Here is a 13,634-nt window from a genome sequence, read left to right as displayed (position 1 = left end):
GGAACGGTAGCAGATGCGCGCTAAAGCTGCCCCGGCGCGTCCAGGTCGGCCTGGCTGGGCCGCAGCGCCTGCTCGCCGGCCTGGATGCCCTCGTGGTGGCTGAGGTAGAGCGACACGTCGTGGCGCTCCAGCCAGCCCACGGCGCGCAGGCGGTCCAGCACGGGGCCTTTCACCTCGGAGAACTCCAGCCGCAGCCCCTCGGCGGCCAGCGCCGCGTGCAGCTCCTGCAGCGCCACCAGGCCGGAGACGTCGATGTGGTTCACCGGCGCCATCAGCAGCAGCACCCGCTGCGGCGCGCCGACCTGCGCGCGGTGCTCGCGCACATGGGCCAGCACCACGTCGGCCAGGCCGCGCGCGTTGGTGAACACCAGGCTCTCGTCGATGCGCAGCCCCACCACCTCGGGCCGGCACTCCACCGCGAAGCGCTCCACGTTGCGGAAGTGATGCGTGCCCGGCACCCGGCCGATGCGCGCCACGTGCGGCCGCGCGGTGCGCTGGATCAGCAGCGCCACCGAGCCCGCCACGCCCAGCGCCAGCGCGGCGCCGACGCTCCAGGCCAGCACCGTGACCGACACGGCCGCCATCAGCAGCCCCTCGGCCGGCGCGTAGCGCCAGGCCTCCCGGTAGGGCTGCAGCGAGAAGCCGCCCAGCACCGCCACGACGATGGTGGCCGCCAGCACCGGCTTGGGCAGGTGGGCCAGCGGCCCGGCCAGCAGCGCCATGGCCAGCGCCATGAAGACGGCGACGAACACCAGCGCCCAGCGGCTGTGCGCGCCGGCCTCGTGCAGCAGGATGCTGCGCGAGAAGCTGCCCGCCACCGGCATGCCGCCGGTGAGCGACGCCACCAGGTTGGCCGCCGCCAGGCCGCGCAGCTCGGCCGCGGGCAGCAGCTTCTCGCCGCGGCGCTGCGCCAGCGACTCCGACACCGCCAGGCTGGACACGAAGGCCATCAGCGCCACCAGCGCCGCGCTGGGCAGCAACTGCCACCACAGCGCGCCCTGCAGCGGCGGCAGGCCCAGCGGCAGCGACAGCGCCGGCAGCGCGCCCACCTGCGCCACGCCCCGGCCCGCGGGCGTCAGCGCCGACAGCGCCATCGCCGCCACCAGCAGCGCCAGCGGCGCCAGCCGCATCAGCAGCCGCGAGCCCGCCCGGCGCGCCAGCAGCAGCAGCGCCACGGCCGCCGCGCCCCAGGCCGCGCTGCGCAGCCCCCAGCCGCCGTGCAGCGCGGAGGCGGCCAGGTCCGGCAGCGTGAAGCCCGCCGCCGCGCTGCCCAGCAGCACCGGCAGCTGGCTGGCCGCGATCATCAGCGTGGCGCCGTTCTCGAAGCCGCGCAGCGCCGGCACCGAGAGCAGGCTGGCCAGCGCATCCAGCCGCAGCAGCGCGGCGGCCGCCAGCAGCAGCCCCACCTCGGCGGCCAGCACCAGCGCGCCGGCCTCGGCGCCGACGCTGGCCGGCAGGCCGGCCAGCGCCTGCGCGATCATCAGCGCCAGCACCGCCACCGGCCCCAGGCCCAGCACCGGGCTGGAGCCCAGCGCCGCGTAGGCCAGCAGCGGCAGCAGGCTGGCGTACAGCCCCACCTGCGCGGGCAGGCCGGCCAGCATCGCGTAGGCCAGGCTCTGCGGGATCAGCAGCACGGCGACGACGGCGCCGGCCACCAGGTCGGCGCGCCAGGTGGCGGGTTTCATGTCAGCGGCGCGGGGCCGTCCAGCACCGTCAGCGTGACCTGGCCGCCGAGGCAGGCGGCGTCGAAGTCCTGCAGGATGGTGCCCAGCGCGGCGGCGTCGGGCGCCTCGACGGCGGTGATGCCGACGGCACGGTTGCGGCCCTCGGCCTTGGCCTTGTAGAGCACCATGTCGGCCCAGTTGACGGCCTGCTCCCAGTGCAGGCGCAGCACCGGGCCGCCGGCCCGCCCGCCCAGCGGGAAGCTGGCGAAGCCGAGGGAGGCGGTGACGCGCAGCGGGCCGTCGGGCGTCGCGACGGGCTCGCCGCCGATGCCGCGCAGGATGCGCTCGGCCATCTGCACCAGGTCGGCGCCCGGCGTGTCGGGCGCGAAGACGAGGAACTCCTCGCCGCCCCAGCGCACGACCAGGTCACTGTCGCGCACCGCGGCGCGGATGCGGCGGCCCACCTCGACGATGACCGCGTCGCCCGACGCATGGCCGTGCTCGTCGTTGACGTTCTTGAAGTGGTCGATGTCGACCATCATCAGCGCGCCGTGGAAGCCATCGGCGCGGTTCTCGCGCGCGCGCTGCTCCATGACGGCCAGGAAGTGGCGGCGGTTGGACAGGTCGGTCAGCGGGTCGCGCTCGCTCTGCGCGCGCAGCCGGCTCTGGTTGGCCGTCAGCCGCGCCTGCGCGCGGCGCATGCGCAGCAGCGTGACGCCCACCAGCGCGATGGACAGCAGCAGCAGCGCGCCCACCGCCACGCCCACCTTCTGCGCCAGCCGGCGGTTCTCCAGCTGCTGGTCCTTGAGCTGGCCGTCGCGGGCCAGCAGGTCCAGGTCGCGCTGGCGGGCGGCGCTGTCGTACTTGCGGCGCAGCTCCTGCAGCGCGGCGGCGCGGTTGCGCTCGTTGCTGCGCGCGGTCAGCTCGCGCTCCTCGTGGAAGGCGGCCAGCGCCTCCTTGTACTGGCCGGCCTCGGCCCAGGTCTCGGCCAGCTCGCGCAGCGCGCGGGCGCGCGGCACCAGCAGGGAGGGGTCGATGTCCAGCTCGGCGACCCGGGCCAGCTCCTGGCGCGCGGCGTCGAACTGGCGCAGCTTGATGTGGGTGACCGCCAGGTTGTGGCGCAGGCCGCGCTCGTAGTTGCGGTCCTGGAAGTGCTGCATCACCGGCAGCGCGCGCTGGCCGGTGGCGAGCGCCTCCTTCAGCATCCCCAGGTGCATGTAGGCGTCGACGAGGTTGCTGCGCAGCTGCGCGGCCAGGCGCGGCGCGTCGGCCCGCTCCGCCAGCGCCAGCGCGGCCTCCAGCGCGCTGCGCGAGGCGCCGACGTCGCGCGCGCGGCGCTCGACGCCGGCCTCGAAGTTGCGCACCCGCGCGCTGGCCAGCAGGTCGCCCTGGGCCTCGGCCAGGGCCGCGCGGATGTGGTCGCGGGCCGCGTCCAGCTGTTCCTGCGCCTGCAGCAGCAGCGCCAGCTGCCCGAGGCTGAGGGCGGTGAGGTAGCGGTCCCCGCCGGCCCGGGCCAGCGCCAGCGCGCGGCGCACGCTGGCCTCGGCGTCGACGACGGTGCCCTGGGCCGCCTGCTCGCGCTGCGTCAGGCGCAGCGCCTCCCAGGCGTTGCGGAAGTCGCAGCCCAGCTCGCGCACGGCGCGCGCCTCGTCGCCCCTGGGGCAGCGCGCCTCCATGCCGGCGAGCGCGCGCGCGGCGAGCGCGATGGCGGGCTTGCCCGCGCGCTCCTGGATCAGCGCACGCAGCAGCCAGCCGAAGTCGGCGCCGTCCGGGCGGGCCATCAGCTGCGTGGCCACGGCCTCGGCGGCCTCGGCCTGGCCGCCGGCCAGCAGCACCTTGCCGCGCGCCAGCAGCCAGGCCGGCTCGCGCGGCTGGCCGGGCCCGGCCTGGGCGGGCCAGCGGCGCTCCAGCTCGGCGAGCATGCCCTCGGGGGCGTCGCTGGCGCGCCGTGTGATCTGCTGCAGCAGCGCCTCCTCGGCCGCCACGTCCGGCACCGCGGCCCGGGCGGCGGCGGCAGCCAGCAGCAGGGCCAGCGCGAGCGTGCGCACGGGCCTCATGCGCCGGCCGGCCGGGGGCCGTCGTCCAGGGCGTAGCGGGAGTCGGCCGGCAGCGCGGGGCCGCCGAGCACCGTCAGCCCGACACGGCCTTCGCCCCACGCGGCCTCCAGGCGCGTGGCCAGGGCGGCCGCCTCGGCGGCGTCGTGCGCGTCCAGCCGCTCCACGCCGTAGGCCTTGTTGCGGCCATGGGCCTTGGCGATGTACATGACGGTGTCGACCAGGTCGATGGCCCGCTCCCAGCACAGGTAGACGCCGTGCGGCGCCAGCGGCAGGCTGACGAAACCGATGGAGGCGGTGACGGCGATCCCGCGGCCCTCGAACGCCACGGGCTGGCCGCCGACGAGGTCGAGCAGGCGCTGGGCGAGCTGCGGCGCGGACATGGTCGCGCGGGCGCGGGCGACGATGAGGAATTCCTCGCCGCCCCAGCGGACGATCAGGTCGTCGTCGCGCACGGCCTCGCGCAGCCGGCGGGCCAGCTCGACGAGCACGGCGTCGCCGGCCGCATGGCCGAAGCCGTCGTTGATGCGCTTGAAGTGGTCCACGTCGACCAGGAACACGCTGGCGGCCAGGCCCTCGCCGCCGGACAGGCTGCGGATGGCGGCCTGGAAGTGGCGGCGGTTGGCCAGGCCGGTCAGCGGGTCGGTCTCGCTCTGGCGCTTCAGCGACGCATTGCTGTGCGCCAGCTGCTCGTTGGTGCGGCGCACGCGGCGGAAGGCCTGGTACAGCAGCCCCAGCGACACCACCACGCAGCCGCCCAAAGCGGCCCACAGCGACAGCGCGAGGTTGCGCTGCTGCACCTGCTCGGCCTTGAGCGCGTTGTCGCGGTTGAGCAGCTCGATGTCGCGGGCGCGCTGCTCGGCGTCCTGGCGCTCCTGGGCCTCCAGCAGCAGCTTGCGGGTCTCGTCGCGCAGCACGCGGTCCGCCAGGCGGCGGTGCTCGCGCCAGGCGCCGACGGCGCCGCCCAGGTCGCCGGCGCGCTCCAGGTAGCCGGACAGCTCCTTCCAGGTGTCGGAGGCGTAGGACAGCGCGCCCTGCTGCTCGTCCAGCAGGATGCCGCTGCGCACGTCCTCGCGGCCCTCGGCGACGCGGCCCAGCGCGATCTTGGCCAGGCCGATGTTGATGCGGGCCAGGCTCTCGGCGCTGCTGCTGCGCGCCGCGCGGGCCAGCGGCAGCGCCTGCTCGGCCAGCTGCAGCGCGCGCGCCGGCTGGCCCTGGCGCAGGTGGTAGTCGGCGTAGTTGCCCAGGCCCAGCGCGCGCACCGCCTCGGCACCGGCCAGCGTGGCCTGCTCCAGCGCGTCGGCGTAGGCCTGCTGCAGGATGCCGGAGTCGCTGTCGTCCACGTGGACGATGCCGCGCACCGTGTGGACCTGGTTGAGCGTCATCGGGTCGGGGTCCCTCTGCGCCTCGGCCAGCGCCTGGGCGGCGATCTGGCGCGCCCGGGCCGGCGTGTCGGCGCGGAAGGTGGTGAAGGCCAGGTCCGCGAGCGACAGCGCCAGGCGCCAGGGCTGGCCGATCTGCTCGGCCAGGCGCTTGGCGCGGTGGCTCTCGGTCATCGCGGCGTCCAGCTCGCCGGCATCGCTGCTGACGGACGCGAGCAGGCCGTGGTAGCGCCAGCGGTAGGTCAGGCCGGCGGCGGCGACCTGGTCCGGGCTCAGGGCCAGCAGCAGCTTGCGCGCCTCGCGCAGGTCGCCGTGCTGGCGCAGGTATTCGGCGCCGACGTTGGTGGCGGCCACCACGGCGTCGGCGCGCTGCGGGCCGGCGGGCCAGTCGCTCAGCGCCTGGACGATCTGGTCGTTGGTGACGCGGTCGCGCGCCAGCGCCGAGAGCTGGCCGCGCAGCGCCAGCACCTGCAGCCGGGCCGGGCTGCCGGCCGGCAGCGCGGCGCCGCGCTCGCGCAGTTCCCGCTCGTACTGCTGCGGCTTGGCGCGGGCGGCGCGCTCGATGCGCTCCAGGTCGCGCTGCAGCGCCTCGTCCACGGCGGCGGCGCCGGTGGACGGGGGCGGCTGCGCCTCGCCGCCGGGCGCGCAGGCGCACACCAGCGCCAGCGCCGACAGCGCGGCGCAAAGCGTCGTTCTTGAAGCCAGAAAGGGGTGCATCGCGGCGGCGGGAGATCCTGGGCCCGCGCCGGTCATTTCAGCGCGGTTCGGCGCGGCCACCCGGGCCGCCGCGCCGCAGAGCGTTGAAATTGCACGCGAACCCCTGTTCCAGCGGGCATGCCGGCGCCCCGTCAGCCGCTGCGGCCCAGGTAGCCGCGCGGCACGGCGCCGAGCAGCCGGCGCGTGTAGTCCTGGCGCGGCGCGGCGATCAGCTCGGCCGTGGCGGCCTGCTCGACGACATCGCCGTTCTGCATGACCAGCACCTCGTCCGAGATGAACTTGACGACGGCCAGGTCGTGGCTGATGAAGATGTAGCTCAGGCCGAACTCGTCCTGCAGGTCCTTCAGCAGATTGAGCACCTGGGCCTGCACCGACACGTCCAGCGCCGACACGGCCTCGTCCAGCACCAGCACCTCGGGTCTCAGCGTCAGGCAGCGCGCGATGGCGATGCGCTGGCGCTGGCCGCCGCTGAACTCGTGCGGGTATTTGTCCATCGCGCCCGCGTCCAGGCCCACCTTTTCCAGCAGCGCGACGGCGTGCGCCTCGCGCTCGGCCGTGTCCCGGCCGATGCCGTGGATCTCCATCGGCTCGCGCAGCGTCTGGCCGATCGTGAAGCGCGGGTTCAGCGAGGCATAGGGGTTCTGGAACACGACCTGGATGCGGCGGCGCATCTGCTGCCAGTCGGCGCCGCTCATCTTCAAGAGGTCGCGGCCGTCGAACAGCACCTGGCCGCCCAGGGTTCCCGATGTCTGCTCGTGCAGGCGCAGCAGCGCGAGGCCCATCGTCGTCTTGCCCGAGCCGGACTCGCCGACGACGCCCAGCGTGTGCCCCTTGCGCAGCTTGAAGCTGACGCCCTTGACGGCCTGGAACTCGCGCTTGCCGAACAGGCCGTCCTTGAGCCAGAAGCTCTTGCGCAGGCCGGTGACTTCCATGATGACGGGCGCGCTGTCGTCCTTGGCCTCGGCCGCGGCTGCTGCGGCGCGGCCGGCGATGTGGTCGTCGATGACCATCAACCGCGCCGGGTTCTCGGTCAGCGAGGGCCGGCAGGCCAGCAGCGCCTTGGTGTAGGCGTCCTGCGGGTCGTTGAAGATGCGCGCGACCGGCGCGTTCTCGCGCACCTGGCCGTGGCGCATGACGACGACGTGGTCCGAGATCTCGCCGACGACGCCCAGGTCGTGCGAGATGAACAGCAGGCTCATCCTGTGGCTCTGCTTGAGCTTGGCCAGCAGCTCCATGACCTGGCGCTGGATGGTCACGTCCAGCGCGGTGGTGGGCTCGTCGGCGATCAGCAGCTTGGGGCCGCAGGCCAGCGCGACGGCGATCATCACGCGCTGCTGCTGGCCGCCGGACATCTCGTGCGGATAGGCCGCGAGCCGCCGCTTCGGCTCGGGGATGCCGACCTCGTGCAGCAGTTCCTCCGCCCGCGCGAGCGCCTGGCGGCGGGACAGGCCCATGTGCTTCATCAACGGCTCGCAGATCTGCGTGGCGACGTCGAAGACCGGGTTCAGCGAACTCATCGGGTCCTGGAACACGCAGGCGATGTCCTTGCCGCGCAAGGCCTGCAGCTCGCGCAACGAGGTTTGCAGCAGGTCGCGGCCCTGGAACAGGATGCGGCCTTCGCGCTCGGCATTGCTGGGCAGCAGGTTGAGCACGGACATGGCCGTCACGCTCTTGCCCGAACCGGACTCGCCGACCAGCGCCACCGTGCTGTTCTCCGGCACGTCGAAGCTGACGCCCTTGACGGCGAGCTGGCGCCGCATGACGCCGCCCTCCTTGCCCATGCGGAAGGCGACCTTCAGGTCCTGGATGCTCAACAACGCATTCATGGGTGCACCCTTCGCGCTACGCGCTGTCCCGCCAGGCGGGAGCTGAACCCCTTCGGGCGGCCGTGCGGGGCTCATTCCAGCCCCCTCAACTTCGGATCGAGCGCATCGCGCAGCGCATCGGTGAAGAGCGCGAACGCGGTGACGAAGACGGCCATGCAGGCCGTCACGGCGGCCAGCTGCCACCAGTAGCCGAGGATCATCTCGTTCTGCGCCTCGGCCAGCATCGTGCCCCAGCTCACCTGATCGACGCCGACGCCCAGGCCCAGGTAGCTCAGGATGACCTCGCTCTTGATGAAGCTGACCACGTGCAGCGACAGCTGCACCAGCGCCACGTGCGACACATTGGGCAGGATGTGCTTGAACATGCGCGACCACTGCGAGGCGCCGATGGCCTCGGCCGAGCGCACGTACTCGCGCACGCGGTGCTTGATGAACTCGGCGCGGATCAGGCGGTAGATGCCGGTCCAGCCGGTCAGCGCCAGGATGGCGACGATGGCACCCATGCCGCGCGGGAAGATGGCCGCGAACGCGAAGATCAGCAGGATGCTCGGGATGGCCGTGAAGACGTTGTAGACCCACTCCAGCAGGTCGCCGACGCGGCCGCCGAAGAAGCCCGACACGGCGCCCAGCACGGTGCCGATCAGCGTCGCGACCAGCGCCGCCGCGAGGCCGACGACGATGGACACCTCGGCGCCCTTGATGACCTTGGCCAGCACGTCGCGGCCGAGGCGGTCGCCGCCCAGCGGCAGCGTCTCGGCCTTGGGCGCCTCGTCGGTCTTGAAGGCGCGGGCGCGCTCGGCCCACTCGGCGTAGCGGGGTGCCAGCGGGTCGATGTCGGACAGGTCCACGTTCGGGCCCTTGGGCTCGGCGATGGTGCCGGTGTCCTCGGCCGGCTGGGGCCCAAGCAGCGTCGGCGGCGCGTTCGGCACGCCGACCTCCTGCTGCCAGCCCGCCGCGACGAGGTTTGCCGCCGCCAGCAGCACGAGCACGAGGAAGGCGCCGACGATCCACATCGACACGATGCCGACGCGGTCGGTCCTGAGCCGCCGCCAGGATGCGGCCCAGACGCCGCCGGAGGAGGAAAGGGATGCGTTCATGTCATTTGCCCTTGCGGGACGAGCGCCGGGCCGCTCCCAAGCCGGCCCGCGCTGGCGATGTGCTCGCGGCTCGATGCCGCGAGCATCGCCGTCCCCTCGGGGACCGACCGGGCACGCCTGCGTTCAGCAGGGCGGGACTGGGCGAGGGGCTCATTTCAGCACCACCCTGGGATCGACGAGCTTGTAGAGCAGGTCCACGACGAGGTTGACCGTCATCGTCAGCGCGGCCAGGTAGATCGCGAACGCCTGGATGACCGGATAGTCGCCGCGGTTCACGGCCAGCAGCAGCTCGCGGCCCAGGCCGGGGATCGAGAAGAACACCTCGATCAGGAACGAGCCCACCAGCACGCCCGGCAGCAACACGGAGACGTTGGTCAGGATCGGGATCATCGCGTTGCGCAGCACGTGCTTGAGCAGCACCGTGCGCTCGGTCAGGCCCTTGGCGCGCGCGGTGCGCACGTAGTCGTGCCCGATCTCGTCGAGGAAGAAGCTGCGGTACAGCCGGATCTGCGGCGCCATCGACACCGCCACCGCGACCAGCACGGGCAGCGGCGCATACGTCGTCAGGTTGGTCCAGTGGTTGCCCGTCCAGCCCTGCACCGGGAACCAGCCGAGGCGGAAGGCGAACAGGTACTGCGCCAGGATCACGTAGACCAGCAGCGAGATGGACACGGCCACCGTCGTGCAGATCATCACCGCGCGGTCCGTCAGGCTGCCGCGCACGGTGGCGACGGCCAGCGCGAACGGGATGGCGAGCAACACCTCGAGGACCAGGATCGGCAGCGTCACCGTCAGCGTGGCCGGCAGCCGCGTCGCGAACAGGTGCGCGACCGACTCGTTGGTGGCCCAGCTCTTGCCCCAGTCGAAGGTGACGATCTGCTGGATGAAGATCCACAGCTGCTCCCAGACCGGCTTGTTCAGCCCGAGCTGCTCGCGGATGGACGCGATCTGCTCCGGGCTCGCGTTCAGGCCGCCGAGGATGATGGCCGGGTCGCTGCCGAAGTACTTGAACAGGAAGAACACCAGCAACACGACGCCGAGCAGGGTCGGGATCATCTGCCACAGGCGTCGGATCAGATAGGCCGCCATTCAGGACTCCAGCGGGGCTCCAGAAAACGCGAACCCCGCCGAGGGCGCGGGGTTCGCGGAGAAACGGGCGCAGTCTATGCGAGCGCCGCGCGCGGCCGGCCTGACGGTTTCACTAGACTGCGCCCTTTCTTCGCGCCCGCACCTCCCGAGATGAAGCTTCACGTCCTGCTGCCCGCCCTGCTGCTGGCCTGCGCCGCCCAGGCCTCCCTGGCCGCCGACAAGGTGGTGCGCTTCGCGTTCCGCGTCGCGGAGACCGGCTTCGATCCGGTCCAGACCACCGACACCTACTCCAAGGCGGTGCTCGCCGGCATCCTCGACGCGCCGCTGGAGTACGACCTCGGCGCCCGCCCGTTCAGGATGCGCCCGGCCACGGCGGCCGGGATGCCCGAGATCAGCGCGGACTTCAAGACCCTCACCTTCCGCATCAGGCCCGGCATCTATTTCGCCGACGACCCGGCCTTCAAGGGCAAGAAGCGCGAACTCGTCGCGCAGGACTACGTCTACTCGCTCAAGCGCCACTACGACCCGCGCTGGAAGAGCGGCAACCTCTACCTGCTGGAGAACGCGCAGATCCTCGGCCTGTCCGAGCTGCGCCGCGAGCTGATGGCGGCCAAGAAGCCCTTCGACTACGACCGCGAGGTCGAGGGCCTGCGCGCGCTGGACCGCTACACCTTCCAGATCAAGCTCGGCACGCCCGACCCGCGCTTCATCCAGAACTTCAGCGACGCGGGCACCTTCGGCGCCGTCGCGCGCGAGGTGGTCGAGTTCTACGGCGACAAGATCATGGAGCACCCGGTCGGCACCAACGCCTTCCGGCTCAAGGCCTGGCGGCGCAGCTCGCTGATCGTGCTGGAGAAGAACCCGAACTTCCGCGAGATGCGCTACGCCGAGGTGGCGCCGCCCGATGCCGACGCGCGGCTGCGCGCCGAGGTCGCCGCGCTGCAGGGCAGCAGGCTGCCGCTGGTGGACCGCGTGGAGATCAGCATCATCGAGGAGAGCCAGCCGCGCTGGCTGGCCTTCGTGCGCGGCGAGTTCGACGTCATCGAGGAGGTGCCGGCCGACTTCGCCGGCGAGGCCATGCCGCGCGGCCAGCTCGCGCCCCACCTCGCCAAGCGCGGCATCCACATGCAGCGCTACCCGCGCGTGGACGTGGCGGTCAGCTACTTCAACATGGAGGACCCGGTCGTCGGCGGCTACACGCCGGACAAGATCGCGCTGCGCCGCGCGATCAACCTGGCCGTGGACCTGGACAAGGAAATCCGCCTCGTGCGCCGCGGCCAGGCCGTCAAGAGCCAGGGGCCGGTGCCGCCGATCGCCTTCGGCGGCTCGACCGAGTTCAAGACCGAGATGAGCGAGTTCGACCCCGCCCGCGCGAAGGCGCTGCTGGACCTGTACGGCTATGTGGACAAGGACGGCGACGGCTGGCGCGACCTGCCCGGCGGCGGCCCGCTGGTGCTGGAGTACGCGACGCAGCCCGACGCGCAGAGCCGCCAGCTCGTCGAGCAATGGCAGAAGAACATGGACGCGATCGGCATCCGCATGAAGTTCAAGGTCGCCAAATGGCCCGAGAACCTGAAGGCCTCCACGGCGGCCAAGCTGCAGATGTGGGGCGTGGGCTGGGTCGGCACGACGCCGGACGGCGACACCTTCGTCGCGATGGGCTCCAGCAAGGCCAAGGGCGCGGCCAACCGGTCGCGCTTCGACCTGCCGGCCTACGAGGCGCTGTACGACCGGCAGAAGTCCCTGCCCGACGGCCCCGAGCGCCAGGCCGTCATGCAGGATGCGCAGCGCCTGCTCGTCGCCTACGCGCCGTACAAGTTCCACGTCCACCGCATCTGGACGGACATGGCCCAGCCCTGGGTCAAGGGCTACGTCCGCAACCTGTTCGTGCGCGACTTCTGGAAGTACGTGGACATCGACACCGCCGCGCTGCCCAGGCCGCAGTGATGAAGCGCCTGCTCGCCGCCCTTGCGGCCTGTGCGGCACTGCTCGCCGCGCCCGCCCGCGCGGCCGAACCCGTCAAGACGCTGCGCTACGCGCTGCGGGTCGCCGAGACCGGCTTCGACCCGGCGCGCATCTCCGACCTCTACTCGCGCTCGCTGGCGGCCCACATCTTCGAGAGCCTGTACGAATACGACCCGCTGGCGCGGCCGACCCGGATCGTGCCGCTGGTCGCCGCCGGCATGCCGGAGATCAGCGCGGACTACCGGACCTTCACGATCCGCCTCCTGCCCGGCATCCATTTCGCCGACGACCCGGCCTTCCAGGGCCGGCCGCGCGAGCTGACGGCGCAGGACTTCGTCTACAGCATCAAGCGCTTCGCCGACCCGGCCACCCATGCGCAGAACTGGGCCGACTACGAGGACGCCGGCCTCGTCGGCCTGGCCGCGCTGCGCGAACAGGCGATCCGGACCAAGCAGCCCTTCCCTTACGACACCGAGGTGGCCGGCGTGCGCGCGCTGGACCGCTACACACTGCAGCTCAGGACGACCGAGCCGCGGCCGCGGCTGGTGGCGTCCATCCTGACCGGCAACGACCTCTACGGCGCCGTCGCGCGCGAGGTGGTCGAGTTCTACGGCGGCGGGATCATGGAGCACCCGGTCGGCACCGGCCCCTTCATGCTGAAGACCTGGCGGCGCAGCTCGCAGATGGTGTTCGAGCGCAACCCCGGCTACCGCGAGCGCCGCTACGAGGCCCGGCCCGCGCCGGACGACGCCGAGGCCCAGGCCATCTACGCGAAGCTCAAGGGCCGGCGCCTGCCGATGGTCGACCGGGTCGTCGTGGACGTCATCGTCGAGAACCAGCCGCGCTGGCTGGCCTTCCTGAACGAGGAGCACGACTTCATCGAGCGCATGCCCGAGGAGTTCATCACCCAGGCGGCGCCGGGCGGCCGCCTGGCGCCCAACCTCGCCAGGCGCGGCATGACGGCGGTGTTCACGCTGGCACCGGACGTGACGCTGACCTGCTTCAACATGGACGACCCGGTCGTCGGCGGCTACACGCCCGACAAGGTGGCGCTGCGCCGCGCGATCTCGCTGGCCTACGACGTGCGCAAGGAAATCCGGCTCGCGCGCCGCGGCCAGGCCGTGCCGGGCCAGGCCCCCGCGATGCCCGGCACCTCGGGCTACGACCCCGCCTTCAAGAGCGAGATGAGCGACCACGACCCGGCCCGCGCCCGGGCCCTGCTCGACATGTACGGCTACCTGGACCGCGACGGCGACGGCTGGCGCGACCTGCCCGGCGGCGGCCCGCTGGTGCTGGTGCGCAACACGCAGTCCGACTCGCTGAGCCGCGCCATCGACGAGCTGTGGGACCAGGCGCTGCGCGCCGTGGGCCTGCGGCTGCAGCTCAAGGTCCAGCAATGGCCCGAGAACCTGAAGGCCGCCCAGGCCGGCAACTACCAGATGTGGCCGGTGGGCTCCTCGGCCTCGCAGCCCGACGGCATCGGCCTGCTGCAGTACTACTACGGCCCGGCCGCCGGCACCTACAACCTGCCGCGCTTCAAGAACGCGCGCTTCGACGCGATCTACCGGCGGATGCAGGCCCTGCCCGACGGCCCCGGGCGCCAGGCGCTGTTCCAGGAGGCCAAGCGCATCGCGGTGGCCTACCTGCCCTACAAGGTCCACGCCCACCGCATCATCACGGACATCGAACAGCCGTGGATGACCGGCTTCCGCCGCCCGCTGTTCTCGCAGGACTTCTGGCAGTTCGTCGACATCGACGCCACGCGCCAGCCCGCCCGGTGACGCCAGCCCGCCCGGTGAGCGCCGTCCATCCGCCGGAATGCGCGGCCCGTCGCACGCCG

At 72.7% G+C, this 13,634-nt stretch carries 8 protein-coding genes; 2 read left to right on the top strand and 6 right to left on the bottom strand.

All coding sequences use genetic code 11. The annotated features are described in order from the left end of the window. Positions 1 to 20: 20 nt before the first annotated feature. The 6 genes from QM788_RS07130 to QM788_RS07105 all read right to left on the bottom strand — a co-directional run bounded on the left by QM788_RS07130 (position 21) and on the right by QM788_RS07105 (position 9,829). Positions 21 to 1,685, bottom strand: coding sequence for a SulP family inorganic anion transporter (locus QM788_RS07130; protein WP_415660789.1), 1,665 nt, complete (start codon positions 1,683 to 1,685; stop codon positions 21 to 23). Then, the gene (locus tag QM788_RS07125; RefSeq protein WP_415660788.1) at positions 1,682 to 3,721 is read right to left on the bottom strand and encodes a diguanylate cyclase; all 2,040 of its coding nucleotides are present in this window, start codon (positions 3,719 to 3,721) and stop codon (positions 1,682 to 1,684) included. The genes QM788_RS07130 and QM788_RS07125 overlap by 4 nt, the downstream gene beginning before the upstream one ends. Then, a complete protein-coding gene (locus QM788_RS07120; RefSeq protein ID WP_415660787.1) occupies positions 3,718 to 5,817 on the bottom strand; it encodes a diguanylate cyclase in 2,100 nt (699 codons plus the stop codon). The genes QM788_RS07125 and QM788_RS07120 overlap by 4 nt, the downstream gene beginning before the upstream one ends. A 131-nt stretch (positions 5,818 to 5,948) precedes the next feature. After that, positions 5,949 to 7,643, bottom strand: coding sequence for an ABC transporter ATP-binding protein (locus QM788_RS07115; RefSeq protein WP_415660786.1), 1,695 nt, complete (start codon positions 7,641 to 7,643; stop codon positions 5,949 to 5,951). Between the two features lie 71 nt (positions 7,644 to 7,714). Further along, positions 7,715 to 8,740: an ABC transporter permease gene (locus QM788_RS07110; protein ID WP_415660785.1), complete on the bottom strand. Its 1,026-nt coding sequence runs from the start codon at positions 8,738 to 8,740 to the stop codon at positions 7,715 to 7,717. 150 nt (positions 8,741 to 8,890) lie between these two features. After that, positions 8,891 to 9,829 (bottom strand): ABC transporter permease, encoded by a 939-nt coding sequence (locus QM788_RS07105; RefSeq protein ID WP_415660784.1) that lies wholly within the window; start codon positions 9,827 to 9,829, stop codon positions 8,891 to 8,893. Between the two features lie 150 nt (positions 9,830 to 9,979). On the opposite strand from QM788_RS07105, the gene QM788_RS07100 reads away from it, so the two are divergent. Both QM788_RS07100 and QM788_RS07095 read left to right on the top strand, forming a co-directional pair. Beyond that, a complete protein-coding gene (locus tag QM788_RS07100; protein WP_415660783.1) occupies positions 9,980 to 11,776 on the top strand; it encodes an ABC transporter substrate-binding protein in 1,797 nt (598 codons plus the stop codon). Further along, on the top strand, positions 11,776 to 13,575 hold the full coding sequence (locus tag QM788_RS07095; RefSeq protein WP_415660782.1) for an ABC transporter substrate-binding protein: 1,800 nt from the start codon (positions 11,776 to 11,778) through the stop codon (positions 13,573 to 13,575). The genes QM788_RS07100 and QM788_RS07095 overlap by 1 nt, the downstream gene beginning before the upstream one ends. The last annotated feature ends 59 nt before the right edge of the window (positions 13,576 to 13,634 follow it).

The sequence above is a fragment of the Roseateles sp. genome (assembly GCF_047654785.1).
Taxonomy (GTDB): domain Bacteria; phylum Pseudomonadota; class Gammaproteobacteria; order Burkholderiales; family Burkholderiaceae_C; genus Pelomonas.
Note: the sequence above shows the minus strand (reverse complement) of the source record. Positions and strands in the feature narration are given on the sequence as shown.